Below are 14,080 nucleotides of genomic sequence, written 5' to 3'. Positions count from 1 at the left end.
TACATATATATTTACAGCATAAAAAAAGGGAAACGTAATTGTTTCCCTTTTTCAATTTTATGTGTATTTTATTATTGATCTCCAAGAATGATTGGTAATCCACTATCTCCAGAGCCAATTACAATAACTTTACTGTTTGACGATTCTGAAAGTTTTATGGTTGCTTCAATTCCTTTGTCTTGTAGAATTTTATCTGTAAGTGATGCGCTTAATATTTTGTTTGCATCTGCTTTACCTTGTGCTTGGATGATACGTTCTTCTGCTTGTTTTTGAGCTGTTACTAATTTGAATTCATATTCTAATGATTCTTGCTCTTGTTTTAGTTTACGTTCAATAGCTTCTTTGATCGGAACTGGCAATGTAACATCTCTTACTAATACTCTTTCTAGAAATACGTATTGATTTTCTAAAATTTTCTTTGTTTCTGTAAATATTTCATCCTGAATGGCATCACGTTTACTAGAATATAGTTGTTCTGGTGTATAACGTCCTACAACACTACGTGCGGCACTACGAATCGCTGGTTTTATTACACGATCTAAATAATCTTGTCCGAGTGTTTGGTGCAGATTTCCTAATTGATCAGGAACTGGCTTATACCAAGCAGAAGCATCAATTTGGATTTCTAATCCATTAGATGATAATACTTTCATTTTTTCGAAAAGCTCTTGCTGTCTTACTTCATAGATGTGTACTTTATTCCAAGGTGCTATGATTTGAAATCCTTCTCCTAGTGGTGGCTCATCTGTTACAACTCCGCCGTCAAATGTTTTGTATAATACTCCTGCTTCACCAGAGTTGATTGTAATTGCCGATTTCGCAATTAATACAATAATAGCAATTGCTAGTATTAGCAATGGTATTCCAATTTTAGGTACTTTATCCATGTTCTTTATTGTTTTTTTGTTAAATGAGTCCGTAATATTTTCTTGAAAACCACTCTAAGGCAAGGCAAATTACGATGAAAGCCAATAAGTATTTCCAATCTATCAAAGATACGACCTTTTCGTTACTTTTCTCTATGGTTTTGAAGCGTGAATCGTTAATTAATGCTAAAATTAGCTGTTCCGAATTGTCATTTACATGAAACGTTTTACCATTCGATTTTTCGGCAATAGCTTGCAAACGTTGTGTGTCCGCGTTTAAGAATTGTTTTTCAATGTCGAATTCTAAGATTTTGAAACTGCCCGATTTGCGTATGTTCTTCCCTTCTGCTCTAACTGTAAAATCGTATGTTCCAGGTGGCAAACTATTGAGATCAACCGTGTAAAAACCAGCATTTAACAGCATTGGATACGTCGTTGTTATTTCAGTGTCTTTATTTTTGATGATTGCTGTCAGATTAGCATTTGAATCAAATTCATAGGAAGGATTGAAGTATTGCGCTGTGATTTGAATTTCTCGATTTCCGTAGTAGAAAGATTCGTATCCAAGCGTTAAGCGTTCTCGTTTTTTGTTTGATGCCAGATATTGTATGAGTTTCCCCAGAAATGTATCAAATTCAATGAAGTTTTCTTGTGCTAAGAAGCTTTGAGCGCGCCATTTCCAAATGTTTTCTCCCGCTAAGATTGCCGCACGAATGTTATTGTTGGTGTATGTTGCCAGTAATGGACTATCTGTAGAAACGCCAGAAATGGTTTGCATTAGAATTGCTTCATTTGCAACGTTGAATTCCACATCTCCAAAAGTGTTTTCTAAAGGTGGATAGTCTGAAAAGTCAATGTTTTCAATTAAGAAGTTGTTATAATTTGTGTTCAGTCGTCCTTGGACTTCTTCCGTTTCAGGAATACTTACTTTTTTGAAACTTGTTTGTATATCGTTTAAGAAATTCCAATCTGTTTGTGTTCCTGTTATTGTGAATGTATTTTTTTGTAATTGCTTGCTTGTTTCGAATACTTGTTGAAATTTTCGCGTCGGTTGATAGAAAATAATCAATTGATAATCATTGAGTTCGCTTGAAGCTTCCGTGGGTTTTAAAATTTCAACACTTCGCAGTTCGTTACTTTCCAAACTCTTTTTCAACGCGCCTAAATCTGGATGAATGATATCTGATATGAGTGCAATTTTTACTTTTTGATCGATGACTTCAACCGCAAAGTAGCGTACATTATTTTGTTTGTTTTTTTCAATGTTTAAAGGTGTCAACGTAGCGCGTAAAGTTTGTACACCAATTTTTGTTGCCGCGATGTTGAGATTGATCACTTTAGAGTTTTCCGTTGGCGAAAAGGTGACTTCCTGACTTGCCAAGCGTTTTCCGTTTGAAGAAAGTATCAAATTGGTTTGAACCGTTTCGTTTCCTGTGTACGTTGCAATGACTTCTACTGGAAATTTATTTTTTAGGTACGCATATTTATTCGCGTTAAGCTGATTTATTTTTAGATCAATATATGCTGTGGTATCTCCTGCAATGACAGGAAAAATCGGTTGTTTTATTTTTGAAGAGAGAAATTGGTAATCGTTTCCATAGGTTTGATTTCCGTCTGTTATTAGAATTGTTGGCGCGATGGCATCTTTGTACAGATTGTTTAGGTCTTTTAAGGCTTTTCCGATGTTGGTTTGTTTGCCATTAAACGTAACTGAATCATTTTCAATTAATTCGTTTGAGAAAGTATAGGTATCAACATCAAATTTGCCTTGCAATTCCTTAGAATTTTGTAATGCATTCAATACGTTTAGTACTTGTGTATTGTAACCTAGTTCGGCTATTGAAGAAGAGTTATCAACGGCAATGTTAAGGTTTGGTTTTTCCGTGTAATAACTTTTTTGTTTGAATTTTGGGTTGATGATTAAGAGTAGTAATGAAAATACACTTAAGAATCTCAAAAACGAAAAAAGCACTAATTTTTTAGTGCGTTTTTTCGTTTTGTAGTAGTAATGAAATAGCGCCACAAGCGCCGAAATTACTACTGCTATACTGATATATACTATCGTTGTAGTTTGCAATCGTTAGTCTTGTTTTATTTTTAAAATGTCAAATGAGTTTAAAAATCGTTGAATACTTGCATTTTTATCATTCGCTGTTAAACAAATAACCTGCGTAATAAACATTGTATTTTCAACTAAATACGCATTAATATAAATAAATCCGCCTTGCATTTGGATTTTGATGCTTCTTCCTGGATATCCGTTGAATTTGACTTTTTTATCAAATATTAATTTTCCTTGAACATTTTTAACAGCTCCTTCTACAGCGCCATCTAATACGTTACTGTTGTAGTCAGCGTCTGCATCTTCGAATTGTTCTTCTGGATAGTCTGAGCGAATTACAGAATATACCGCATTGTCGTCGCCAGATTCAGGAGCATGCATGATCATGTGCATGTCTAATTCGCCAACAGCTGTACTTACTTTTTGAACTGTTCGTTTGGGTTCTTGAGGAAAGGTAGCAATGAAAGCTAGGTCTTCAGATTTGTACGTTTTCCAATCTTGTGCATTTACAGCACTGAATGACAGAAAAAGTACCGTCATTACTAAAAATGCTTTTTTCATATGTGATTATTGTTATTGGGTTAGGTCAACATTCCACCGTCAACATTTAATACTTGTCCAGTAATGTATGCAGACATATCGCTTGCTAGAAAGACACATACGTTTGCTACATCTTCAGGCGTTCCACCTCTTTTTAATGGAATTGCTTCTCGCCAACTTTTGACAACATCTTCTGCTAATTTTCCAGTCATTTCAGTTTCTATGAAACCTGGTGCAATTACGTTGCTACGAATATTTCTTGAACCGAGTTCTAACGCAACTGATTTAGAAAATCCGATGATTCCTGCTTTTGAAGCCGCATAATTTGTTTGTCCCGCATTCCCTTTTACACCAACTACAGAACTCATGTTGATGATAGAGCCTTTGCGCTGTTTTAACATCGTACGTTGTACCGCTTTTGTCATGTTGAATACAGATTTTAGATTGACTTCAATGACTTTATCGAAATCTTCTTCAGAGATACGCATTAATAGGTTGTCTTTAGTAATTCCTGCGTTATTGATTAAGACATCTATGGAACCAAATTCTTTTAATACTTCAGCAGCTAAGTCTTGTGCTTGTTGAAAATCGGCTGCATTGCTTTGATATCCTTTTGCTTTTACGCCTAATGCATTTAATTCTTTTTCTAATTCGTTTGCTGCGTCTACTGACGAGCTGTATGTAAATGCTACATTAGCACCATGTGCTGCAAATACTTGTGCTATTCCTTTTCCTATTCCTCTACTCGCACCTGTGATGATGGCTGTTTTGCCTTCTAGTAATTTCATGTGTTTCTTTTTAGGTCTTTGTCAATTGCATTAATTGTTCTGCAATTGTTTATATGACTTTTTTGGTCATATATGTGTTGAATTGGTTATTTGTTTTTTACTGTTTGTAGTGTAATTACAGAACAGTATTGTGTTGATACTTCAAATATAATTTTTTTAGTGCGAGATAGAAAGCTATTGGTATAAAAAAAGCGCTTCGTAGGAAGCGCTTTCGTTTTTTATTGTTTTATTTCTTTAGCTTTTTCATAATTGAAAAGGTAATCGATGTCCATTTCTTGAATTTTCCCAAGTTTGGACAGCGCGTCCATATCAACATCTTTTTTGTTTCCAATAACCATTACGTTGTATTGTTCGCCTTTAATGTTTTGATCGAAGAACGCTTTTAAGTCTGCAAGTGTCATTTTCTCAATGGCTTTGTACATTGCTTCTCTGTGATCATTTTCAATTCCTAGTTTTTTAAGTCGTTCGTTTGTCCAGAAAATATTAGATTTTGTGATACGTTGTGCCGCAAGTTGCTTTAGTGTTGATTCTTTAGCAGCATTGAACTGTTCTTCCGCTTCTGGCATGTTGTTCATGAGTGTCATCATGGCATCAACTGCTTGTGGCATTTTGTTGGCTTGTGTTCCAATGTAAGCCATTACGTAGTTTGAATCATTTTTGTCAGCTGCTTGTGCATAGAATGAATATGCAGAGTATGCTAAGGATTTAGATTCTCTAATTTCTTGGAATACTATTGAAGATAAACCAGATCCGAAATAGGTATTAAATAATCGTGAAGCCGCCATATTATCAGGAGAAAAAGGACTTCCTTTCGCTAAGAATAACATTTCTGCTTGTACCATATCATAGTTTACAAAGTATACATTTCCACCAGTTTCTAGCTCCGTATATTTTGTAGCTTCAGGATATGATTTTAGTTCGTCTGCTACTTTATGATTTTTATTTAGTGCTGCTACAGCCGCATCAATGTCTTTTCCGTAATAGAAAATACGTTGATCAAAGTTTTTAAGGTCTTTTACCAAGTCAACTAGCTCTTGCGGATTCATTCCTTCTAGTTCAGATCGGCTGTATATGTTACGTAAACGTGAGTTTTCACCATATTTAGCATAACTCATCAAGCCTCTTTGTAATATGCTTCCTTTTCGCAATTTGTTGTCTTGTCTCTCTTTTACAATTTGAGCCACATATTTGTCATATGCTTCTTGGTTTGGCACAGCATTGTTCCATAAATGCGATAATAATTCTAGTCCTTCTGGCAAGTTTTCTTTTAAACCATTTAAACCTACATATGATTTTTCAGATCCAGTACTTACATAGTAACTAATTCCAAGTTTGTAGAATTCTTTCTTTAATTCTTCCGCAGAATATTTGTCTGTTCCTAAGTATTCCATGTAGCCAACTCCAAGATCAAGTTTTTTGTCGTTGTCGCTTCCCATATCAAAAATGATATTCATATCGAATAAATCGTTTTGTTCATTTTCAATGTAAGAAACCTTGATTCCGTTGTCTAGTTGAGTTTCTTTGATAGCCGATTTGAAATCAACGTATTTTGGTTGTAATGGCGTTGGTTCAATTTTATTAAATTCTTCAATGAATTTAGAGTTTTTTCCTCTGTTTAAATTTACAGGTGTAATTCCTGGATTTTGAACTTTTACGATAGAATTGTCTTCTCCTTTACGCTTGTATGTGATTACATAATTGTCTTTGTAGAAGTTGTTTGCAAAATCGACTAATTCTTGTTTTGTAACCGTTTTTAGTTCGTCTAGAAATTTTATTTTCTCAGCCCAATCTTGTTGTTCTATAAACGCATCTACATAGGCGTTTGCTAGTGCTGTGCTTCTTTCGTATCGTTTTGTTTGTGTTAGTTTTAGATCATTGATTACTGCTTCTAGCATCCAATCTTCAAATTCTCCTTTTTTTAGTTTTTCTATTTGTTCTAATAATAAGTTTTTTACTTCATCAAGTGTTTGTCCAGATTTAGGATATCCTGTAAAGGTATGGTAGCCATAATCAATTAAGAATCTTGGCGTACAGCCTGCATATTGTACAACTTGTTTTTGATTTAGATTTAAGTCGATTAGTCCTGCATTTCCATTGGCAAGAATCATATCTGCTAGCGTGACCATTTTTTTATCTTCTGATTTTACGCCACCTGAACGGAAAGAAATTTCAATGTTTTCCGCCGTTGGTCCAAACACTTCTTTAACTACTGGCGACGTTATTGGTGCTTCTTCTGGTAATGTTGGATGCGTTACTTCTTTTCTTTCCATTTTACCAAAAGAATTGTTTATACTTTTGATCGTTTCATCAAATTCAAAGTCACCCACTAATATAATTGCCATGTTATTTGGTACATAATATTTGTCAAAATAGTTATGTATTGAAATCATGGATGGATTTTTTAAGTGATCTGCCGTTCCAATTGTTGATTGTTGTCCGTAAGGATGATTTGGAAATAAACCATCTAAGGTGGCAAAGTAAGATTTCCAACCGTCATTGTCTTGACTTCTGTTGAATTCTTCAAATACAGCTTCTAATTCAGTATGAAATAAACGCAATACTAATTGACTGAAACGTTCATTTTCAAGCTTTAACCATTTGTTGAATTCGTTTGTTGGTATTTTATTTGTGTAAACTGTTCGCTCAAAAGATGTGTATGCATTTGTTCCTGTGGCACCTAAAGAACTTGTCATTTTATCATATTCATTTGCAACACTGTAGTTAGAAGCTTCTAGTGATACTTCATCAATTTTTTTGTACAGTTCATTCTTTTTTTCAGGATCTGTTTCCGCTTTGTGCGCTTCGTACAAGTCTGAAATTTGTTTTAGGTATTCTTTTTCTTTTTCCCAATCGATGGTTCCAATTTCGTCAGTTCCTTTGAATACCATGTGTTCTAAGTAGTGAGCTAATCCTGTAGATTCTTTCGGATCATAGTTTGAACCTGCTCTTACGGCAATGTAGGTTTGAATTTTTGGTTCTTCACTATTTTTACTTAGGTATACTTTTAGTCCATTTTCTAAAGTATATAAACGCAATCCTGTTGGATCGTTGGTGACCGTTTCATAGGAGAGTCCATTTGCGTCTTTTTGTTGTTCTACTTTGATGACATTTGCATCAGAACTGCCATCTTTTTGTTTACAACTGAAAATCGCAAGTGTAGACACGATCAGCAGTAACAGATTAATTTTTTTCATTATAATTTAGATTAGTTTATAGTAGTTTAAACGTTAAATGTATCATTATTATATATATAGAATGATATTATATCTTTTTTTAACATTTAATGAATTCATTGGACAATACGTCTAATTTTTTGGCTATATGTTACAGATTCAGAGTTAATTTTTGAAACTATTTTTTTTAACCATCTTTTACTTATTTTTTGAAAAGAAAATACTATTCTAAAGTTTGTGTATAAAAAAAGCGAACCGAAGTTCGCTTATTGATCTGTAAGTTTTTGAAATTTAGCAAATTCCTAAATCTGGACAAGAGATTGTTCGTTCTCCACAAGGAAAATCTACGGTTTCATTTCCTGTACCAGTTCCCGTTCCTGTACCAGTACAATCGTGTGTTGGGCAAGCAGCATCGTGTGTTGGACAACAAATTCCTAATGGTACACAAGATTCTGTTTTGAATCCACCAACAACTCCATTTTGAGCTGCAAGGTTAGAAATTGACTTCTTGTTTAATGTTAGATTGTTTAGATTTCTTTTTTTCATGGTTAATGTATTTTAAATTAATTTTTCGAATCTAAGCTACACATGAAATTATTTTATTAAAAGAAACTATACTTCAAATTCATAAATTATAAGCATAAAAAAACGCATTATCAATACGTTGACAATGCGTTTTATATATATTTTAAAATGATGTTATCCCATCACTTCTGCTACTTTTTTTCCAATTTCTGCTGGCGAATCTACTACGTGAATTCCACATTCGCGCATGATTCGTTTCTTAGCTTCTGCTGTATCATCAGCGCCACCAACAATTGCTCCGGCATGTCCCATTGTTCTTCCTTTAGGGGCAGTTTCTCCTGCGATGAAACCTACAACTGGTTTTTTACTTCCACTTTCTTGGTACCATTTAGCCGCGTCTGCTTCTAATTGTCCTCCAATTTCTCCGATCATTACTACACATTCTGTTGCTGGATCGTTGATAAGTAATTCAACAGCTTCTTTTGTTGTAGTTCCAATAATTGGATCTCCTCCAATACCAATTGCAGTGGTGATTCCCAATCCTTGTTTTACTACTTGATCGGCGGCTTCGTATGTTAAGGTTCCTGATTTAGAAACAATTCCTACTTTTCCTTGTTTGAAAACAAATCCTGGCATGATTCCTACTTTTGCTTCTCCTGGTGTTATTACGCCTGGACAGTTAGGACCTACTAAGCGACAGTCTTTGTTTGCAATGTATGCAGCAACTTTTGTCATATCTGCAACAGGAATGCCTTCCGTAATTGTGATAATTACTTTGATACCTGCATCCGCAGCTTCCATAATTGCATCTGCAGCAAATGCTGGCGGTACGAAAATGATAGTTGTGTCTGCTCCTACTTTTTCAACAGCTTCAGAAACTGTATTAAAAACGGGTTTGTCTAAGTGAGTTTGTCCACCTTTTCCTGGAGTTACACCACCAACTACGTTAGTTCCGTACTCAATCATTTGACCTGCATGAAATGTTCCTTCACTTCCTGTAAATCCTTGAACAATTATTTTTGAATCTTTGTTTACTAAAACGCTCATTTGATATTTGTTTTTTGGCTGAACAAAAATAGTTTTTTATCTACTATTTATAAAGTATTTTTTGAGTTTTATCAATAATTGATCTAACTATTTTTTTTCTAGCTTTTCTATTCGTTCGATCAATTCAGGAATTTGGCGAATTGACGCAATTTCTTTGTATTTTTTTCTAAAGTCATCTGCTGGAGTTCCAAAGTAGCTTTTTCCTGCATCTAATCCTTTGCTTACGCCAGATTGTGCCGAAATTACCGCCTTTGCTCCTATGGTAATTCCGCTTGTGATTCCTACTTGTCCCCAAATGGTTACTTCATCTTCAATGACAACGCAACCAGCAATTCCTGTTTGAGAAGCTATTAAACATTTTCTTCCAATTACCGTATCATGTCCAACATGTACTTGGTTGTCTATTTTTGTTCCTTCTTTTATGGTCGTATCGCCTGTAACACCTTTATCAATGGTACATAACGAACCCAAATCTACATTGTCTTCCAAAATCACTCTTCCGCCTGAGCGCAATTTGTCAAAACCTTCAGGACGTTTTTTGTAATAGAAAGCATCTGCTCCTAAAACCGTTCCTGAGTGAATGGTAACATTGTTTCCAATGACGGCATTGTCATAGATGGCAACATTGGCATGAATCAAACAATCATTTCCAATAGTAACATTATTTCCTATGAAACAGTTGGGTTGAATAACCGTTCTTTCTCCGATGGTTGCTGTTGGCGCAATAGATGCCGAAGCACTTACAAATGGTCTGAAATGATTGGTTAGCGTATTGAAATCTCTAAAAGGATCGTCGGAAATTAATAATGCTTTTCCTTCTGGGCAAGTTACTTCTTTGTTGATTAATACGATTGTCGCCTTTGACTCTAGCGCTTTGTCGTAATATTTTGGATGATCTACAAAAACGATATCTCCAGCTTCAACTACATGTATTTCGTTCATTCCATGTACAGGAAACGAAGCGTCTCCAACATACGATGTATTGATAATTGAAGCAATTTCTTTGAGTGTGTGTATTCTTGGGAATTTCATCTGTGATTTTTTATGTATTGAATCAGCTGTGTTGAAATTAAAAAAAGCTCAATAATTGACTATTGAGCTTTTCGTAGTGTTTATTCTTTTATACGTTCCATGTAGGAACCTTTTTCTGTTTCTATTTTGATTTTGTCGCCTTCATTGATGAATAAAGGAACATTGACGCGTGCACCTGTTTCTACTGTTGCAGGTTTTGTAGCATTTGTTGCTGTATTTCCTTTTACACCTGGTTCCGTGTGCGTTACTTCTAGAATTACACTTGCTGGCATGTCTACTGATAACGGCATGTTGTCTTCCGAATTGATCAGAATTTTTACATTTTCGCCTTCTTTTAGTAATTCTGGTGCGTCTAAGGCAGATTTTTGAAGTGTAATTTGATTGTAATCCGCTGTATTCATGAAGTGGAATGTATCTCCATCATTGTATAAGTACTGAAACGTATGTGTTTCTACACGAACATCGTCAATTTTGTGTCCAGCAGAAAATGTATTATCTATCACTTTTCCTGTAGTTACACTTTTTAGTTTTGTACGCACAAATGCAGGACCTTTTCCTGGTTTTACGTGTAAAAATTCTATGATTTTAAAGATGTCGTGGTTGTAACGAATGCACAATCCTTTACGAATATCTGAAGTACTTGCCATGTTGTAAGTTGTTTAATTTGATGTAATATATCCTTTCATGATTCCTCTGTGTGAGTTTTTGATGAATTGTAAAATTTCATCGCGCTCTGTAGTGGCTTCCATTTCTGCTTCTATGATTTCGGCAGCTTGTGTGTTGTTGTAGTTTCTTTGATAAAGAATTCTAAAAATGTTTTGAATCTCGCGTATTTTTTCGGTTGTAAATCCACGTCTACGCAATCCAACAGAGTTGATTCCGACGTAAGATAATGGTTCACGCGCAGCTTTTACGTAAGGCGGAACATCTTTACGCACTAACGATCCACCAGTAACGAAGGCATGGTTTCCGATAGAGCAAAATTGATGTACGGCAGTCATTCCCGCAAGGATCACATGATCGCCTACCGTAATATGTCCGGCTAAGGTACTATTGTTGGAAAATATACAATTATCACCAACTATACAATCGTGTGCTACGTGGCAATATGCCATGATTAGACAGTCTTTACCTATTTTCGTTTTCATACGATCAGAAGTTCCTTTGTTAATGGTAACACATTCACGTATGGTGGTATTATCTCCTATTTCAGTGATGGTATCTTCTCCTTGGTATTTTAAATCTTGTGGTGGTGCAGATATGACAGCTCCTGGAAATATGTTACAATTTTTTCCGATTCGTGCTCCTTCCATGATGGTCACATTGGAACCAATCCAAGTTCCTTCGCCAATGATCACATTGTTGTGAATGGTTGTAAATGGTTCTACGACCACATTCTTGGCAATTTTTGCACCTGGATGAACGTATGCTAAAGGTTGATTCATCTACTAATTTTTAGTTATTTCTATGATTCGACTCGCTATTCGAGTTTTAAATACACTGACACTTACGTCTGTATATTTTTACTTTTTTTAATACCTTGAAATTTCTTCTAAGATAGTTTATCTGTAACAAAATACACTTTTTATAGGAAGCGTTATTTTTTTACAATGTCTTCTTCTTTTTTACGTGCGATTTGTGCCATGAGTTCTGCTTCTGCAACGAGTTTACCATTTGCATAGGCATAAGCTTGCATGTGACAAATTCCTCTTCGAATTGGCGTAATTAAATCTGCTTTGAATATTAATGTGTCACCAGGAACTACTTTTTGTTTGAATTTTACTTTGTCTATTTTCATAAAGAAAGTTAAGTAGTTTTCAGGATCTGGAACCGTACTTAGTACTAAGATTCCTCCTGTTTGCGCCATCGCTTCTACTTGTAAAACACCTGGCATTACTGGTGCGCCTGGGAAATGTCCGACGAAAAATGGTTCGTTCATCGTTACATTTTTTACACCAACCACATGACTGTCAGATATTTCTAATATTTTATCAACCAATAAAAACGGTGGTCTGTGTGGTAACATCGTCATGATTTGATTGATGTCCATTAACGGAGTTTTGTGCAAATCGTATGTTGGAACGTTGTTACGCTTTTCTATTTTGATGATTTTTGCTAGTTTTTTAGCAAATTGTGTGTTTACAAAGTGTCCTGGTTTGTTAGCGATTACTTTTCCGCGAATGCGTGTACCCACTAAAGCCAAATCACCGATTACATCTAGTAATTTATGACGCGCTGCTTCGTTTGGATGATGTAAGGTAAGATTGTCTAAGATTCCATTTGGCTTTACCGCAATGTCGTCTTTTCCAAAAGCAACACGTAGTTTGTCCATTGTTTCTGGTGATAATTCTTTATCTACATATACAATGGCATTGTTTAAGTCGCCACCTTTTATTAAACCATGTTCTAATAACATTTCTAATTCATGTAAGAAACTGAATGTTCTAGAACTTGCAATGTCTTTTTTAAAGTCAGAAATGTGTTTTAAAGTTGCGTTTTGTGTTCCTAATACTTTCGTACCGAAATCTACCATTGTGGTTACCTGGTATTCATCAGAAGGAATTACGGTAATTTCGCTTCCTGTTTCTTCATCTATATATGAAATAACGTCTTTGATGATGTATTCTTCACGCGGTTTGTCTTGCTCAATAATTCCTGCTTCTTCTATGGCTTCTAGGAAAAATTTTGCCGAACCGTCCATGATTGGAGGTTCAGATTCGTTTAGTTCAATAAGAACATTGTCTATTTCTAAACCTACCAACGCAGCTAAAACGTGTTCGCAAGTTTGAATTTTGACACCTCTTTTTTCCAAAACTGTTCCACGTTGTGTGTTTACCACGTAATTAGCATCTGCTTCAATGATAGGATTTCCTTCCAAATCTGTTCGCATGAAAGCGTATCCGTAGTTTTCTGGTGCAGGTTTGAATGTTAGTGTAACTTCTTTTCCTGTATGTAATCCGACACCTTTAAGAGATATTTCTTTGGCGATGGTTTTTTGTTTAACAATAATTTCACTCATTGTTGTTTATTTTTTTTTCTAGTTGATTGATTGATTTTGCAAGTTTAGGAAGATTTTTGAAGTATACATACGATTTGTTGTAATCTCCATAGTTTAGTGCTGGCGAACCTTGTAAAGTTTCGTTGTCTTTTATGTTTCTTCCGATTCCTGATTGTGCTTGAATTTTTACGTTGTCACCGATGGTAATGTGCCCTACAATTCCAACTTGTCCACCGATCATACAGTTTTCTCCTATTTTGGTTGAACCTGCAATTCCTGTTTGTGCAGCAATGACCGTATTTTTACCAATTTCTACATTGTGTGCAATTTGGATTTGATTGTCGAGCTTCACGCCTTTTCGAATGATTGTTGAACCAAGCGTTGCTCTATCAATCGTAGTTCCTGCGCCAATGTCTACATTAGCTTCCAGAATTACATTTCCAGTTTGTGGTACTTTTTGATATTCTCCATGTTCATTCGGCGAAAAGCCAAAACCGTCTGCACCTACAATGGCTCCACTATGAATAACACAATTGTCGCCAATGACTGATTCTGAGTAAATTTTAGCGCCAGCGAAGATAACCACATTGTTCCCAATAGTTACATTATCGCCAATGTATGCGTTTGGATATACTTTTACGTAATCGCCAATTATAACATTATCGCCCATATATGAAAACGCTCCAAAGTAGAGTTCTTTTCCATAGGTAGCCGATTCTGAAATGAATGCTGGTTGCTCTATTCCTACTTTGTTTAGTTTTACCTTATTGTAGTATTCTAGTAGCTTTGAGAACGATTTGTATGCATCATCAACCTTTATGAGTGTGGTTGTGATTTCTTCTTCCGCACTGAAATCTTTATTTACAATGGTAATGGACGCACGCGTACTATAGATGTACTGTGTGTATTTCGGATTTGCTAAGAAAGTTAGAGAACCTTCCATACCTTCTTCTATTTTAGAAAGTTTTGATACTTCGGTGTTTGGATTACCTACGATATCTCCTTCTAAAATACCTGCTATTTGTGTCGCTGTAAACTTCATTGCCGCA

12 protein-coding genes are annotated in these 14,080 nt (G+C 35.2%); all 12 read right to left on the bottom strand.

Translation table 11 applies throughout. The annotated features are described in order from the left end of the window. Positions 1–71: 71 nt before the first annotated feature. Positions 72–887: a prohibitin family protein gene (locus tag AA089_RS09975; RefSeq protein WP_046756801.1), complete on the bottom strand. Its 816-nt coding sequence runs from the start codon at positions 885–887 to the stop codon at positions 72–74. Positions 888–906: 19 nt separating this feature from the next. Beyond that, complete coding sequence (locus AA089_RS09970; protein WP_046756800.1) at positions 907–2,943, bottom strand: vWA domain-containing protein; 2,037 nt, start codon at positions 2,941–2,943, stop codon at positions 907–909. A gap of 3 nt (positions 2,944–2,946) precedes the next feature. Continuing rightward, entirely contained in the window at positions 2,947–3,489 is a 543-nt protein-coding gene (locus AA089_RS09965) for a hypothetical protein (RefSeq protein ID WP_046756799.1), read from the bottom strand. A 20-nt stretch (positions 3,490–3,509) separates the two neighbouring features. After that, complete coding sequence (gene fabG, locus AA089_RS09960) at positions 3,510–4,256, bottom strand: 3-oxoacyl-[acyl-carrier-protein] reductase (RefSeq protein ID WP_046756798.1); 747 nt, start codon at positions 4,254–4,256, stop codon at positions 3,510–3,512. 218 nt (positions 4,257–4,474) lie between these two features. Then, positions 4,475–7,450: a M16 family metallopeptidase gene (locus AA089_RS09955; protein WP_046756797.1), complete on the bottom strand. Its 2,976-nt coding sequence runs from the start codon at positions 7,448–7,450 to the stop codon at positions 4,475–4,477. 270 nt (positions 7,451–7,720) lie between these two features. Continuing rightward, a complete protein-coding gene (locus AA089_RS09950) occupies positions 7,721–7,975 on the bottom strand; it encodes a hypothetical protein (RefSeq protein WP_046756796.1) in 255 nt (84 codons plus the stop codon). Between the two features lie 153 nt (positions 7,976–8,128). Next, entirely contained in the window at positions 8,129–9,001 is an 873-nt protein-coding gene (sucD, locus tag AA089_RS09945; protein WP_046756795.1) for a succinate--CoA ligase subunit alpha, read from the bottom strand. Between the two features lie 87 nt (positions 9,002–9,088). Beyond that, on the bottom strand, positions 9,089–10,033 hold the full coding sequence (locus AA089_RS09940) for a UDP-3-O-(3-hydroxymyristoyl)glucosamine N-acyltransferase (RefSeq protein WP_046756794.1): 945 nt from the start codon (positions 10,031–10,033) through the stop codon (positions 9,089–9,091). A gap of 80 nt (positions 10,034–10,113) precedes the next feature. After that, a complete protein-coding gene (gene efp / locus AA089_RS09935; protein WP_046756793.1) occupies positions 10,114–10,680 on the bottom strand; it encodes an elongation factor P in 567 nt (188 codons plus the stop codon). A 12-nt stretch (positions 10,681–10,692) separates the two neighbouring features. Then, a complete protein-coding gene (gene lpxA / locus AA089_RS09930; protein WP_046756792.1) occupies positions 10,693–11,478 on the bottom strand; it encodes an acyl-ACP--UDP-N-acetylglucosamine O-acyltransferase in 786 nt (261 codons plus the stop codon). 152 nt (positions 11,479–11,630) lie between these two features. After that, positions 11,631–13,052 carry a bifunctional UDP-3-O-[3-hydroxymyristoyl] N-acetylglucosamine deacetylase/3-hydroxyacyl-ACP dehydratase gene (locus AA089_RS09925; RefSeq protein ID WP_046756791.1) on the bottom strand — a complete coding sequence of 474 codons (1,422 nt, stop codon included), beginning with the start codon at positions 13,050–13,052 and terminating at the stop codon, positions 11,631–11,633. Continuing rightward, positions 13,045–14,073 carry a UDP-3-O-(3-hydroxymyristoyl)glucosamine N-acyltransferase gene (gene lpxD / locus AA089_RS09920; protein WP_046756790.1) on the bottom strand — a complete coding sequence of 343 codons (1,029 nt, stop codon included), beginning with the start codon at positions 14,071–14,073 and terminating at the stop codon, positions 13,045–13,047. Before lpxD ends, AA089_RS09925 begins: the two co-directional genes overlap by 8 nt. Positions 14,074–14,080 lie beyond the last annotated feature (7 nt).

Source organism: Kordia jejudonensis (assembly GCF_001005315.1).
Taxonomy (GTDB): Bacteria; Bacteroidota; Bacteroidia; order Flavobacteriales; family Flavobacteriaceae; genus Kordia; species Kordia jejudonensis.
Note: the sequence above shows the minus strand (reverse complement) of the source record. Positions and strands in the feature narration are given on the sequence as shown.